Source organism: Mesorhizobium amorphae CCNWGS0123 (assembly GCF_001686985.1).
Lineage (GTDB): Bacteria > Pseudomonadota > Alphaproteobacteria > Rhizobiales > Rhizobiaceae > Mesorhizobium > Mesorhizobium amorphae.
Genome location: NZ_CP015318.1, coordinates 6,046,462 through 6,058,252 on the forward strand (window position 1 = coordinate 6,046,462; position 11,791 = coordinate 6,058,252).

At 59.8% G+C, this 11,791-nt stretch carries 16 protein-coding genes and 1 tRNA gene; 12 read left to right on the plus strand and 5 right to left on the minus strand.

Annotation, left to right across the window (positions count from 1 at the left end; all coding sequences use genetic code 11):
- Positions 1–4: 4 nt before the first annotated feature.
- Complete coding sequence (locus A6B35_RS28425; RefSeq protein WP_006203173.1) at positions 5–409, plus strand: hypothetical protein; 405 nt, start codon at positions 5–7, stop codon at positions 407–409.
- On the opposite strand, the gene A6B35_RS28430 is transcribed toward A6B35_RS28425, so the two are convergent.
- The 4 genes from A6B35_RS28430 to A6B35_RS28445 form a co-directional block, all read right to left on the minus strand.
- Positions 404–865 (minus strand): GNAT family N-acetyltransferase, encoded by a 462-nt coding sequence (locus tag A6B35_RS28430; protein WP_006203174.1) that lies wholly within the window; start codon positions 863–865, stop codon positions 404–406. The genes A6B35_RS28425 and A6B35_RS28430 overlap by 6 nt on opposite strands.
- A 95-nt stretch (positions 866–960) precedes the next feature.
- A complete protein-coding gene (locus tag A6B35_RS28435; RefSeq protein ID WP_006203175.1) occupies positions 961–1,950 on the minus strand; it encodes a BMP family lipoprotein in 990 nt (329 codons plus the stop codon).
- Positions 1,951–2,193: 243 nt separating this feature from the next.
- Positions 2,194–2,514 carry a hypothetical protein gene (locus tag A6B35_RS28440; protein WP_006203176.1) on the minus strand — a complete coding sequence of 107 codons (321 nt, stop codon included), beginning with the start codon at positions 2,512–2,514 and terminating at the stop codon, positions 2,194–2,196.
- A 116-nt stretch (positions 2,515–2,630) separates the two neighbouring features.
- Positions 2,631–3,332 (minus strand): DUF2569 family protein, encoded by a 702-nt coding sequence (locus A6B35_RS28445; RefSeq protein ID WP_006203177.1) that lies wholly within the window; start codon positions 3,330–3,332, stop codon positions 2,631–2,633.
- 361 nt (positions 3,333–3,693) lie between these two features.
- Here A6B35_RS28445 and A6B35_RS28450 point away from each other — a divergent pair.
- The 11 genes from A6B35_RS28450 (at position 3,694) to A6B35_RS28500 (ending at position 10,878) form a co-directional block, all read left to right on the plus strand.
- Positions 3,694–3,783: transfer RNA gene (locus tag A6B35_RS28450), tRNA-Ser, on the plus strand.
- 677 nt (positions 3,784–4,460) lie between these two features.
- Positions 4,461–4,655 carry a helix-turn-helix transcriptional regulator gene (locus A6B35_RS28455; protein WP_040583052.1) on the plus strand — a complete coding sequence of 65 codons (195 nt, stop codon included), beginning with the start codon at positions 4,461–4,463 and terminating at the stop codon, positions 4,653–4,655.
- Positions 4,656–4,667: 12 nt separating this feature from the next.
- Positions 4,668–5,045 carry a hypothetical protein gene (locus tag A6B35_RS36455; protein ID WP_006203179.1) on the plus strand — a complete coding sequence of 126 codons (378 nt, stop codon included), beginning with the start codon at positions 4,668–4,670 and terminating at the stop codon, positions 5,043–5,045.
- 145 nt (positions 5,046–5,190) lie between these two features.
- On the plus strand, positions 5,191–5,445 hold the full coding sequence (locus A6B35_RS35775; RefSeq protein ID WP_139032222.1) for a hypothetical protein: 255 nt from the start codon (positions 5,191–5,193) through the stop codon (positions 5,443–5,445).
- Between the two features lie 148 nt (positions 5,446–5,593).
- On the plus strand, positions 5,594–5,821 hold the full coding sequence (locus tag A6B35_RS28470) for a hypothetical protein (RefSeq protein WP_006203181.1): 228 nt from the start codon (positions 5,594–5,596) through the stop codon (positions 5,819–5,821).
- The gene (locus A6B35_RS28475) at positions 5,809–7,266 is read left to right on the plus strand and encodes a virulence-associated E family protein (RefSeq protein ID WP_100084792.1); all 1,458 of its coding nucleotides are present in this window, start codon (positions 5,809–5,811) and stop codon (positions 7,264–7,266) included. The genes A6B35_RS28470 and A6B35_RS28475 overlap by 13 nt, the downstream gene beginning before the upstream one ends.
- A gap of 184 nt (positions 7,267–7,450) precedes the next feature.
- On the plus strand, positions 7,451–7,792 hold the full coding sequence (locus A6B35_RS28480; protein ID WP_006203183.1) for a hypothetical protein: 342 nt from the start codon (positions 7,451–7,453) through the stop codon (positions 7,790–7,792).
- A 166-nt stretch (positions 7,793–7,958) separates the two neighbouring features.
- Positions 7,959–8,282: a hypothetical protein gene (locus A6B35_RS28485; protein WP_006203184.1), complete on the plus strand. Its 324-nt coding sequence runs from the start codon at positions 7,959–7,961 to the stop codon at positions 8,280–8,282.
- The gene (locus A6B35_RS28490) at positions 8,279–8,938 is read left to right on the plus strand and encodes a hypothetical protein (protein ID WP_006203185.1); all 660 of its coding nucleotides are present in this window, start codon (positions 8,279–8,281) and stop codon (positions 8,936–8,938) included. The genes A6B35_RS28485 and A6B35_RS28490 overlap by 4 nt, the downstream gene beginning before the upstream one ends.
- A 180-nt stretch (positions 8,939–9,118) precedes the next feature.
- The gene (locus A6B35_RS28495) at positions 9,119–10,234 is read left to right on the plus strand and encodes a DUF262 domain-containing protein (protein ID WP_006203186.1); all 1,116 of its coding nucleotides are present in this window, start codon (positions 9,119–9,121) and stop codon (positions 10,232–10,234) included.
- Positions 10,231–10,878, plus strand: a complete 648-nt coding sequence (locus A6B35_RS28500) for an MAE_28990/MAE_18760 family HEPN-like nuclease (RefSeq protein WP_006203187.1) — start codon at positions 10,231–10,233, stop codon at positions 10,876–10,878. Before A6B35_RS28495 ends, A6B35_RS28500 begins: the two co-directional genes overlap by 4 nt.
- A gap of 57 nt (positions 10,879–10,935) precedes the next feature.
- On the opposite strand, the gene A6B35_RS28505 is transcribed toward A6B35_RS28500, so the two are convergent.
- Entirely contained in the window at positions 10,936–11,733 is a 798-nt protein-coding gene (locus A6B35_RS28505; protein WP_006203189.1) for a toll/interleukin-1 receptor domain-containing protein, read from the minus strand.
- Positions 11,734–11,791 lie beyond the last annotated feature (58 nt).

Consider the following 11,791-nt stretch of genomic DNA (forward strand, 5'->3'; position numbering starts at 1 on the left):
TGTCATGGCCAGTGAAAGCGACCGCATTGCCCGCGCCGGCGATTATGTGCTTGGCCTGATGAACGACAGGGACCGCCAGCGCGCCGAGCGCGACCTGGAGATCGACCCTGCTTTCCGCGACACGGTGCTGCGGCTCGCCGAACGGATGCGCGTCTTCGACGACGCCGCACCAGTGGACGCAGCGTCCGACAATCGCTGGAAACTGGTCTCGCAGCGCATCGCCGACCTGCCGCAGATGCGGCTGGCCGCCCTTGGCGAGGCTGAAGCCAAGCCGCCCGTCGTGATCCACAGGCTGGAGCGCCCAGCCTATGGCGTCGGCGTGCATTCCCTCGGCCGGCGGCGCGGAACCGTCATCGCCATTGCCTTGGCCACAGCCTTCGCGCTCGGCTATCTGGCCGGACAGCTATAGGCGGAGCTTGCGCGACATCAACTGCATCGGCCCGCTGTCCTGTTCGAACGTCTCGACCGCAGCCCAGCCAAGCCTGGCGTAGAAATCGCGCGCTTCCCAGGTGTAGAGATAGAGCACATCGACGCCGATCGACGCGGCACGCGCCTCGACCGCGCCGACCAGCGCCGTGCCGATCCCGCGGCCGCGATGCCCGGCATCGACGACAAGCCCGGCGAGCCAGGGCGTCAATTCATGCGCCGGTTCCAGTTCGTTGCGGACGAGCAGACAGGTCCCGATCGCGACATCCCCGTCACGAGCCACGAAAGCGGCTTCGAAGCTGTCTCCTGCCGAAAGCCTGTTGAGGTCGGCGATGTCTTTCTCGAGTGTCCTTCCCGTTCCCTCGAAGAAGGCGTCAAGGCGCATCCGTGCAAGAACCTCGACATCGCGAGCTTCCATGAGTTCGATTGTCGGCCGCATCGTTTCTCCCGTGGCTGACGCTGCTCTGTCGACCGTCCAGTCAAAACAAAAACCGCCGGGACGATGCCCGGCGGTTTGCAACCGATACTGGCCGATCAATACGGGCAGGCGTTGTCCGACATGTAGTCGTGCACCTTGACGGTGCCGGCGATGATGTCGGCCTTGGCCTTCTCGACGGCCGTCTTCATCGCGTCGTCGACAAGCGCCTTGTTGTTGTCGTCCATGGCGTAGTCGACGCCGCCTTCCTTGAGGCCGAGGTCGTTGATGCCGCCGGTGAACTTGTCGTTCTTGGCGTCCATGAAGGTGTTGTAGACGGCGACGTCGACGCGCTTGACCATCGAGGTCAGCACCTTGCCGGGCTGCAGGCCGTTCTGGTTGGAATCGACGCCGATGCCGAGCTTGCCGGAATCGGCCGCTGCCTGCAGCACGCCGACGCCGGTGCCGCCGGCCGCGGCGTAGATCACATCCGCGCCCTGGTCGATCTGCGTCTTGGCGATCTCGCCGCCCTTGGCCGGGTCGTTCCAGGCGGCGGGCGTGTCACCCGTCATGTTCTGGATGACGTCGGTCGCCCCTGCCGACTTGGCGCCGCCGACATAACCGCAGCCGAACTTGCGGATCAGCGGAATGTCCATGCCGCCGATGAAGCCGACCTTCTTGGACTTCGAGGCCATCGCCGCCATCACGCCGACCAGATAGGAGCCTTCTTGCTCCTTGTAGACGACGGAGCGGACATTGGGCTTGTCGACGACCATGTCGATGATGGCGAACTTGGTGTCAGGGAATTCAGCGGCGATCTTGTCCAGCGCGTCAGCCCAGGAGAAGCCCGCCATGACGATCGGATTGCGGCCGTCCTCGGCGAAGCGGCGCAGCGCCTGCTCGCGCTGGGTGGCGTTGGAGACCTCGAATTCGACATAGGCAATGCCGGTCTCGGTCTTGAATTTTTCAGCGCCGTTGTAGGACGCCTCGTTGAAGGATTTGTCGAACTTGCCGCCAAGATCATAGAGAATGGCTGGCTGGATATCGGCGGCGAAGGCCGGAAGAACCATTGCGGTTGCGGCCAGGAGGCCGAGAACAATACGTTTCATGTGATCCACACCCTGTCGGTTATTTTTCCGTTGTACACCGCGTCCTGCCCGGTTCTCCGGCAGGCACGCGACGTCAGGCAGGAGTGTACTCCCCTCCCGCTCCGGGCCAATCTGGCACGGCCCGAAACAAAATTCACGCGGAATTTTGACCTTTTGGAAAAGCATGCCGCGGGCGGGTTGCGGCGCCCACCATTCCGTTCGCCAAGCCGCCGTAAGGTTGTTCGTGCTGGTGGTCCGCAAACGTCAGGTCGCGGCGAATTCATTGCGCCGCTGCCGCCGGTAGCCGACGGCATAGAGCAGGAAGGCCAGCACCGCGAACACGGCAAAGCCGGGCTGGCCGAGCACAAAGGCGATGGCGCCGTCCCACAGCAGCGGGCTGGCCTTTTCGCGCACGTAGCTTTCGAAGGCCGCGCGGGTGTCGGGGGAGACCGCCAGCCAGCTTGCGTTGAGCGGCGTCATGACAAGCGCCGAGGCCGCCACCGAGCGCGTCGCATCGACCACCGCCATGATGACGGAAATCGAAAGCGCGACCATCGCCGCGAGACGAAAGATGAAACGGAACATCCAGACTTCCTCCCCAGGATTTCCCTGGCCCCTCCCTTGGGCCCGGTTACGTCCCTTCCCGTCAGAGAGATAGAACGCGCCTGCCCGGACGGCAATCGTGACACGCGAATTTGAAATTACGCGACCGGCCTGGCTCTTCGCCGATTCACGCGCCAGACGGCAAACAGCCCGCCGGCGATGGCGCCGACAACCAGCCCGGCCAGGCCGATGAACACGGCGAAATAGCCGCAGGCGCCTTCGAAACAGCTCATGTCCGTGATTTCGGCGATCAGCGAGCCGGCGGCAAATCCGACGCCGGCGCCGAGCACCGCGCCGAGGAGGATGCCGAGCAAAGCGGCAACGACCGAAACCAGAACCGACGGGCTTTCGGCTTCCGGCTTGGCATAGACCGTCTCGGAGCCCGAGCCGCGCCGCAAAAGATAGATGCAGAGCACGCCGATGGCGATTTCGCCCAGGCTGAAGACAAGCCCTTGCGCTGAAAATCCGAAATCCGGCGCGAGCAGCACATAGGCCAGCCTCGCCGCCAGCCAAACGATGGTGACGACTTGCCAGATGATGAAATGACGCGGAAAGCGCGCCGAGCGGTTGAAGGCAAGGCCGAGCAGGTAAAGACCCCACAGAATGGTGACGATACCGCCGGCAAGACCGCTGTAGATGAAGTATGCGACGCTGTCCGGCAGGTCGTAGCCGCCGATCACCCGCCATGACGAGATCAGGCCATAGGCCGAAAGCGCCATGGTGATGCAAAGCCACGCCACCGGCACGTAGGCCAAGCCGCTGTCCGGCCGCCTGGCCGGCTCCTGGTTGATGGATGTCATGTGCCGACAATGCCCCCGCAAAGCCTTAAATCCACTCGACAGGGGACGGCTGGCGAAGTCAAGCAACGACAGGCTGTGCCGCGCTGCCTGTGCACATTATTCGCCCGCCGCCGTGCCGAAAAGCACCGCGCCGGCGGCATCGCCGACGATCCGTGCGCGGCAAAGCCGGCGAAGCGCCATTATGGCTTGGCATTCGCCGCGGGATCGACTAGATGAGCCCCGCGCCTGTTGCTTCGACGGCTTCAGGTGCAGGGAAGGGTTGCCCGCGGTTGACGGCGCCCACGACGCGGAGGTTCCGCCCCCAAGGGAATGCATGTCCCCAACCCGCGCGGCAAAACCGGCCGGCGCGCCATGCAAGGACGGAGAGGTGGCCGAGTGGTTGAAGGCGCACGCCTGGAAAGTGTGTTTACGGGAGACCGTAACGCGGGTTCGAATCCCGCTCTCTCCGCCATTTATGTCAATTAACACAATAAAATCAACACTTTAACCGGAAATGGTTGTTTCGACCCACATTTCTACCCACATGGGATTATTTTCCTATCTTATGCACCCCAGGCCATCGGGCGGCGGACTCGGTGGGCCAGGGCTAAAGCCCTCCTTAGAACAGTCCTAGGTGGATTTTTGGGTGGCGCCCATGCCGCATTGCTGCCGGGGGAAGAAGCGGCGGTAGTTCAAAGTATGGCTAATACACAACGTGTAACAGCCATACCAACAGCTGCCGGTGCGGCCGTTGCCACAGCCGAAGATGCGGGCCGATTGGCCCCCGGTGCTCAACGCGCGGCGAACGTTCTCGACAGCAATCCGGTCACGCGCTCGCCAGTGACGGACACACTGACTCCCGACCAAACCCGTCCCTCGCGACTCCTTCCCGCGCACCAACTCGTAAGAGTGTCGAATAGCACCGCGCGACTCCCGGCTTGCAAATTCTACTAGTCGACTCCTGTCTAGAGTATTTTTCGATCAGTTTTAAGTATGTCTATTGCGCAAGGTTCAATATACGGCTTTCACCTAGCTATCAGAAAATATACTTCCAAGCATCCAAAGTATGGCTTTTCGATTTCCATTGACTACGATGGGACACGGACGCACAATCATCCGTCCGGACATGGGGTCCGCACGGAGACGACAATGACTACATTTATCAGGAGACCAGAAGTTCTTACACGAACCGGCCTCAGCGTGTCAACACTTTATGAGTTGATCAAAGCTGGCCGGTTCCCGAAGCCGCTGAAGATCGGCCTGACCGCCGTAGCCTGGGATGCCGATGAGATTCAGCGATGGCAGGAACGCAAAATCGCGGAACGCGACACCGCAGCAGCGTAAGGAGAAACGAACATGGACGAAACATCCTTCACCGCCCTCAAGAAGGGCATCGCCCCTGCGACGCAGGCCCCGACGCCCCCGCCGCCTCCGCGCAGCAAATACTACGAGTCCTTTGTCGACTTCGTCTCAGACAAGGATTTGCATGAGGGCGCGCAGAACAGGAACGAAATCGCGTCGTTCGCCAAAGAACCGTGGCGAAGCGAGCAGCAGCAAGCCCATGAGCGGGATCAGCGGCGGCAGACCGAAGCCGAAAGGGTGGCGGGGGAACTTCTGGCGCTCGCGCCGGATGCGCCCGACGAGTTCGCCCCCCTCGTCCGATCCTATCCGTGGCTTGCGGCATACCTGCTGCCGGTCTTCGTCAAAGCGAGGAAGCACGATGCCACGCCCTAAGACAAAGCGTCGGCGGAACAAGGTCGCGGAGGTTCAAGCGATCCTCCGTGACCTGAAGTTCTCCCCTGACGGCAGGCACGACTTCGCAGATCAAGTCATGGCTCATCTCCGCCCAGACAATCTGGTGGTGATCATGAGAGCACTCATGCTGCTTTCCGATTATCACCCCGATGTCGAGATGAAGTTCCGCCAGTTCATCACTGCGCGCTGCCGGGAGTGGGTGGCCGAGATGATGCAAATGCCAGAGTTCGAACGATGGCGGGCGTCCAGCACCTCGATGCGGGCCATGGGCATCGAGCCGAGCCCCGAACTCTTAGCGACGGAAGCCCGCATAAGATTTCTGGCTGCGCGAGAATTGGAGCGTCGAGGGATGGGCCATCTCATTCCCCGAGTCCATTGAGATGGGAGCGCCCCGCACCGCAACCGACAGCCGAAGGGTATGGCGAATCGATTTAATCGAAAAGCCATATCAGCTCCGCGCGGGGCGTTCGCTTTTTCCCCTGATCGTAATTTTCTGGATCGTGCTGGCAACCTGACGGAGTTCGGAAATGGGTGATGTGATTTCATTTGAAAAGGCGCGAGCTAAGCAGCGCAGACCGCCCGATCCGCTGGTTGATCCGGCGTTCGTGACAGCGTGGGAGGCGATCTTCGAGGCGCTGGAACTCGTGGAGACCATTCAATTGCCGAGGACGGAGCGAGCGCGGGAACTGCTTCTGCGGGGATTGGGCGTGATGCTTGAAAGGGAACAGAGGAGATTGGGCCAGTGCGCGAAGTGATGAAAGCGGAGACTTTGGATTGGGAAGTGGTGGGGCCGCTCACGGAGGAGGATATGGCGGCGCTGACGGCGGAGGCCGAGGCGGAGTGGAGCGCGTTTGAGCGCGGGCAAGAAAAGCCGACGGGGGGCGGCAACGGGCCGCTGGTGAAGATGTTCGCGGAGCAACTGACCCGGAAGCAGCAGGCGTCCGCAGTCCCCGCCCCGGCCAAGACGGAGGAAGGCTCGGCGGAACTTAGCCGGGTGAGAAATCCCAGTGGGATTGTGGCTTCGCTGGATAATGCGGTGATGGCGATACGGAAACTCGGGGTCGTGTTTCGGTTTGATGAGTTCCGGCAAAAGGTCATCTGCGAGGGCTTGGAAGGGCGGCTCGGCGTGACGATGGAGGACATCGTTCTGCATGTTCGGAGGGCGGTGATCCAGACGCTTGGGTTCGATCCAGAGCCCACACACACGCGGGATGCGATCCGCCTTCTGGCACAAGAGAACTCCTTCAACCCGGTGCTCGACTACATCGATGCTCCGCAGTGGGATGGGGTGTCGAGGATCGACACATGGGTGAGCGTGTATCTCGGAGCGGAAGACAACGAGCTGAACCGGGCGTTTGGGCGAGCGGTCTTGATCGCGGGCGTTCGGAGGGCGCGCCGCCCCGGATGCAAGTTCGACTGCGTGCTGGTGCTTGAGGGACCGCAGGGGCGCGGTAAGTCGAGCGTACTTAAGATCATGGCCGGGGGCGAAGATTTCTTCTCGGACGAGATCGTTATCGGCGTGAGCTACAAGGAGCAGCAAGAACTGCTCCAAGGGAAGTGGATTGTGGAACTGCCGGAACTGGCCGGGCTAGCCCGCGCGGAGATTAGGGGAGTAAAACAGTTCGTATCGAAGCAGTACGACCGAGCGCGGGGGGCGTTCCAGCGCTCGGTGGAAGAGATGCCCCGCCGGTGTATTTTCGTGGGCACGACAAATGACTCTCAGTACCTCCGCGATGTGACCGGGAACCGGAGGTTCTGGCCGGTGACGGTGGGCAAGATTGATCTGAAGGGGCTGGCTGAAGACATGCCCCAGCTTTGGGCCGAGGCTGCGATGGCGGAACGCGAGGCCCCCGATCCGATTTCGATCCCGGAAAGGCTTTGGGCTGCTGCTGAGGAACGACAGGCTGAGAGGGTGGCGGGCGACCCGTGGGAGGACGTGCTGCTGAGCGCCTTGCCCGCGTATGCGAAAGTTGCGGAAGGCGAGCTTCGGATATCCACTCAAACGGTCTTCGAGAAGATCATGAACATAGATATGCGCCAAGCGCGGATGGCCGACTACCGGCGCCTGGGCGATTGCATGCGTAAGCTTGGCTGGAGCGGGCCGAAGGTCCTCCGGCTCGATGGCGCTAACGTGAAGGGCTTGGAAAGCGGCTCTGAAGTTGAGCGGGTGATATGGCTCTTGCGCGCGCTACCGGTGTAACCGGTCGCTACCGGTAGCGCCTATAGACTTTCCGGCGTGATATATCACAACCCAACAATGGTAAATGGACCGGTAGAACCGGTAGAAGCGGTAGAAGTCGTTCAAAAACAACAATTTAAGTCGCTACCGCCCCGCTACCACATCTACCGCTTGGCGGAGGCAGGTCGCCCAAAACGAGGAAGAAATGACTGAACCCGAAATCAGCCCGGCGCTGCGAAAGCTGCTGGACATCATGACCTCACCGGAGGTGCCCGTGGCGCGGTCCATCGCTGCTGCGCGAGCGATCATCGAATACGAAGCGCCTCCCGAAGTCTTCGACCTCACCTACCGGTTTCTCATGGGCGTGGCCGAAGACCCCAACTCGGACGTCGGCTTGCAGTTGAAGGCCCTTGAACTCATTCGCAAGGTCGAGGCGCGGCGTGTATCGCCGGGGACGACGAAGGGGGCGGACCCAATGGAGGGGCTCGGCCTGCGATTGGAAGCGGCGCGGGTGAGGGCGGAGGCGAAGCGGAAGGCGGTGAACTAGGCGCAGTTTCTGTTGCGGGCCGGTTGAGGTGGATGGGTTTGGGGCGCGGTTGGAAAAAGCAAGGGCTATACACAATTCGAGCATTGCCGACTAAGAGTTGGCCGAAGTGGGCGGAAGTCTGATAATCAGTGATGGCCACGCATGAAGAGCTTGCAGGGGAACTCTGATGTCGGAAATCCTTCGTATAGGGCGGATCATTCACGGTGAAACGGACGCTAAGTCGCTCCAAGACGGTATGACGATTGTCTTCGAGAAGTCACTTACGCCGCTCTTTGAAACTGACATGCTTGTTGTCGAAATGACCAGCGGCGAAATCGTCCTTCACGTGTTGGAGAATGACGGTGATACAATCGCGGTGAGCGGGCCTTCCCCAGGTCAGGGAAATTGGCACTTCCACTTAGACAAACAGCAAGGGAACACATGGGTGGTCCGGCTTGAACCACAGCACATCGAACTTTTGCAGCTGCTGGGAAGGCGTCAGTCTCAATGAAATCCGAGGAGGCTGAAGAAATCGGTCTAACGCTGCCGTCCAGTTTCAACTCGCATGATGCCTCCGAACTGCAAGCGCAACTGCGCCCGTATCTGAATATCGGGCCGCCGCAGTACTTCTTCACAAAGTCGCTTGACCCGGAGAAGGTCATCCAGCTCATTGGAAACGCTCCCCTCTGGTGGGCGTTTGGCACAGCGGCAACTGCCTTTCTGGTGTCCCTCGGTACGACCACCGGAAAACGCGTCGCGGACGATATTTATGAACTCGCAAAGTCGGCACTGAAGCGAAAGGAGGCGGCTCCCGTTGCGAACGTAAGTGAGGCATTGGCAAGGGCCCTTAACCAAGCCGGTCCACGCGCTTCACTCGTCGTAGGAATTGCCGTTCCAGATTCGCATTGGGGAACGGCCCTCGTCATCCGTGAGCCTGACACCGAAAAGATCGCGATCGACCTTTCGCGCTTTGCAGTCAATGCAGCTGAATTGTCACGCGCGATGAACGAGCAGCTGAAGGCCGGCCAAAAACCGCTTGGCCGAGCGTTCATAACTTTCGAGGGCGACGAAGTGGTCGTTAGCTGGATCGACCAGGAAGATCTCGCCAAGCACAAAATGCGCCTGCCGGACCTTTCGAAGAAGGGCAGCCCCGACCAGTCCGGCTGACAATATCGGCGCACTGGTAGCGATCTATCCATCTCGCCACACCACGCTTCTCTCCCATCGAATCTCGCCCAGCCGCCAAAAATCGAATCGTGTGCAAATTGTAGCGGGCGAGGACGAAGTATAGTCGTTGAAGGGTGAACATCGTGGTAGAGGCAAAATCAGCCAAAAGGATGCAAGGAAATGCTTTCTGAAGAAATTGAAAAGGCACAGCGCCTCGTCCGCACGGACGCCTACCAGATGTCGATTGGCGAAATCGTCAGCATGTATGAAACCCGGGAGATCATCATCGACCCGGAATTCCAGCGGCTGTTCCGATGGGACATCGGGCAGAAGTCCAAGCTGATCGAGTCTTTGCTTCTCGGTATCCCTTTGCCTTCAATCTTTGTGTTCGAGAAAGAAGACGGCAGTTGGGAACTGATCGACGGGCTTCAGCGCATCTCGACAATCCTTGAGTTTATGGGACGCCTCCGCAACCCAGAAGGAGGCCAGCATTCTCCGTCCGTCCTCGAAGCCACGAAGTACTTGCCCTCGCTCCACAATGCGGTCTGGGAGCCGTCCGACCGCATTCCAGAGGTCCCGTTAGACGAGCAGCGCCCTGTTGATCGAGCTCAGCAGCTTGCCATTCGCCGCGGAAGGCTCGGGGTCGAAATTCTGAAGCGCCCCAGCGACGACCAGACTAAGTACGACCTTTTCCAGCGGCTGAATGCCGGAGGCACTCAGGCGAACTCTCAGGAGCTTCGCAACTGCATCATGCTGATGATCAACGGCGACTACTTCCGAGCAGTGAAGGCTGCCGCCGAACAACTGCCGTTCCGCACTGTGACATCAGTCAGTGAGGATCAGGCAGAGAGACAGCGCCACATGGAAATGGCCGTTCGCTTCCTTGTCCACACGAACGTTCCATATGACGGTCGGCTCGACGTGGAGGAGTACATCGACGAAGGCATCGTAAGCCTCGCGCAGGCTGGAAACCACGCACTCGCGACTGACCAGATCAGCCGGACTTTCCAGCTGCTTGACGAGATCGCAGGCGGAAATGCCCTCCGCAGGTTCCAGAACGGCGGCTATGTGGGGAAAGTTGGTCTTGTAGGACTTGAAGGGATCGCGGTTGGTGTCGCGAAGAACCTCGACGCTATCCAGGCGCTCGGCCCGGAGGAGGCCCAGGCGTTCGTACGGACGAGGATGCAGGAGTTTTGGTCGCAGCCGCAGAGTGCAAACTTCACTTCCCCCGGCCTGCGAGGCACTATCCGCATTCAGCGGACCGTCCCATTCGGTGAGGCGTGGTTCCGTCCATGAGCAAGCCGTACACGGTGGCCGACTTCTCAGCGCAAATCACGGAGGACCGCAACTGGCGCATTAAAGAGATCTCAGACCTGAAGGCCGCGATCACGCGCGGGGACAACAATCTCCAGCGGGTTCTCCTGCGCGCGTTGGTCACGATTTGCTATGCGCATTGGGAGGGCTATGTCAGGTTTTCGGCAAGGAAATATCTCGAACACGTCGCGCTGAGACGCTTTCAGTACGGCGAGCTCGACAGGCAGTTCTTTCGGAACTACTTTCTGCCCCGGCTGGCTGCGCTGACGATTTCAAAAGTCAGCATCGCTGAGCGCTGCGACCTGATTGACGAGATACTCAACTCTTCAGACCGCCGTTTCAGCCGAGTCAACGAGGATTTGATCAATACCAAGGCCAATCTGAACTTCGACGTCTTCACCGACATCTGTCTAGTGTGCGGCGTACACGCGCAGCCGTTCTCTGAGCAGGCTACGTTCATTGACGTCGTCCTTCTCAGGCGCCGGAATGCAATCGCTCATGGAGAGGACACCCTTGTAGCCCTCCCAGATCTTGCCGAAATCACCAACCACACAATCGCGCTAATGCGAGCCTTCGGCGATGCCTTAGAGAACCATGTCGTTCTTCGGACCTACAAAGCAGCCTGACGCAGAGTGATTGACGTATGGGGTTTGGGCCCGAGCGGAGGCCGCGAAATGCGGCCTTCAAAATTTTGCCCGTCGAGGCTCAACGATAGGAGAACGAGGCACGCTACCATCCGTAGAGGCTGGATCATTTGCACTAGGCTGCAGCCCCGATTGCCGTGTAAGTTCTTCGGCAAGGGCCATCAAATTGAGCGGCGGGTTGCCAGAGCTGCCAAACCTGAAATGGGCATCATCAATGTTGAGGGCTTTTACCAACATCGCCCGGAGATCATTCTGCGCCCGTGATTGCTGCGATTGAGCAATCATAATTTGCGCCAGAGCGGCCTGAATGTTGTCCTTTTCCTCGGCTCGTGGACCATTGGCTTTTGGCTCCGCCTGCTTATCAACAGGGATTTTCCGATACTCTGATTCAAGATCGGGCCACCATTTTTCGAAGGCTCCGCTCAACCGCCCTTCATCGATAGGTGTTGGCGATGCAGCATTTATGTCTTTGACCAATTTCAGGATGCCGCTTCGGTCGAACTTATTGTGCTGAAATTGATTGAGAGGGCTTTGAACGAGAGCCAAGGCCGGCATATCGCAGAGTATAGGCGCAACTCTTCCAGGCAGAGTGTTTGACAGCGCTCCGGCCTCGAAAAGAACCCACGGCGCTTTGAAGTTGGTCTCCGTCAAGACGACGATGCCAAATCCGCGCTCACTCAGGTTGGAGGCCAGGGCGTTGAGGCCACGATCTCCAGACGCAATATCGTGGGACGACATGAAAACATCTGCGGCTTGTAAAACATTGGGCAGCCAAGCCTTGAGCGCGCCGGCTACCAGCCGACTTTGTTCCCCGGACCAACTGGCAAATATCTTCATCCTTCACCCCTCCCGCTTGTTTTGTAGCGTACTAGCAGCGCGGGTGAAATAGCCTGCT

What these genes read in the sequence shown, in the direction of transcription:
- A6B35_RS28425 (WP_006203173.1), top strand. Translation starts at nt 5, where the DNA reads ATGGCCAGTGAAAGCGACCGCATTGCCCGCGCCGGCGATTATGTGCTT.
- A6B35_RS28430 (WP_006203174.1), bottom strand. Translation starts at nt 865, where the DNA reads ATGCGGCCGACAATCGAACTCATGGAAGCTCGCGATGTCGAGGTTCTT.
- A6B35_RS28435 (WP_006203175.1), bottom strand. Translation starts at nt 1,950, where the DNA reads ATGAAACGTATTGTTCTCGGCCTCCTGGCCGCAACCGCAATGGTTCTT.
- A6B35_RS28440 (WP_006203176.1), bottom strand. Translation starts at nt 2,514, where the DNA reads ATGTTCCGTTTCATCTTTCGTCTCGCGGCGATGGTCGCGCTTTCGATT.
- A6B35_RS28445 (WP_006203177.1), bottom strand. Translation starts at nt 3,332, where the DNA reads ATGACATCCATCAACCAGGAGCCGGCCAGGCGGCCGGACAGCGGCTTG.
- A6B35_RS28455 (WP_040583052.1), top strand. Translation starts at nt 4,461, where the DNA reads ATGACTACATTTATCAGGAGACCAGAAGTTCTTACACGAACCGGCCTC.
- A6B35_RS36455 (WP_006203179.1), top strand. Translation starts at nt 4,668, where the DNA reads ATGGACGAAACATCCTTCACCGCCCTCAAGAAGGGCATCGCCCCTGCG.
- A6B35_RS35775 (WP_139032222.1), top strand. Translation starts at nt 5,191, where the DNA reads ATGCTGCTTTCCGATTATCACCCCGATGTCGAGATGAAGTTCCGCCAG.
- A6B35_RS28470 (WP_006203181.1), top strand. Translation starts at nt 5,594, where the DNA reads ATGGGTGATGTGATTTCATTTGAAAAGGCGCGAGCTAAGCAGCGCAGA.
- A6B35_RS28480 (WP_006203183.1), top strand. Translation starts at nt 7,451, where the DNA reads ATGACTGAACCCGAAATCAGCCCGGCGCTGCGAAAGCTGCTGGACATC.
- A6B35_RS28485 (WP_006203184.1), top strand. Translation starts at nt 7,959, where the DNA reads ATGTCGGAAATCCTTCGTATAGGGCGGATCATTCACGGTGAAACGGAC.
- A6B35_RS28490 (WP_006203185.1), top strand. Translation starts at nt 8,279, where the DNA reads ATGAAATCCGAGGAGGCTGAAGAAATCGGTCTAACGCTGCCGTCCAGT.
- A6B35_RS28495 (WP_006203186.1), top strand. Translation starts at nt 9,119, where the DNA reads ATGCTTTCTGAAGAAATTGAAAAGGCACAGCGCCTCGTCCGCACGGAC.
- A6B35_RS28500 (WP_006203187.1), top strand. Translation starts at nt 10,231, where the DNA reads ATGAGCAAGCCGTACACGGTGGCCGACTTCTCAGCGCAAATCACGGAG.
- A6B35_RS28505 (WP_006203189.1), bottom strand. Translation starts at nt 11,733, where the DNA reads ATGAAGATATTTGCCAGTTGGTCCGGGGAACAAAGTCGGCTGGTAGCC.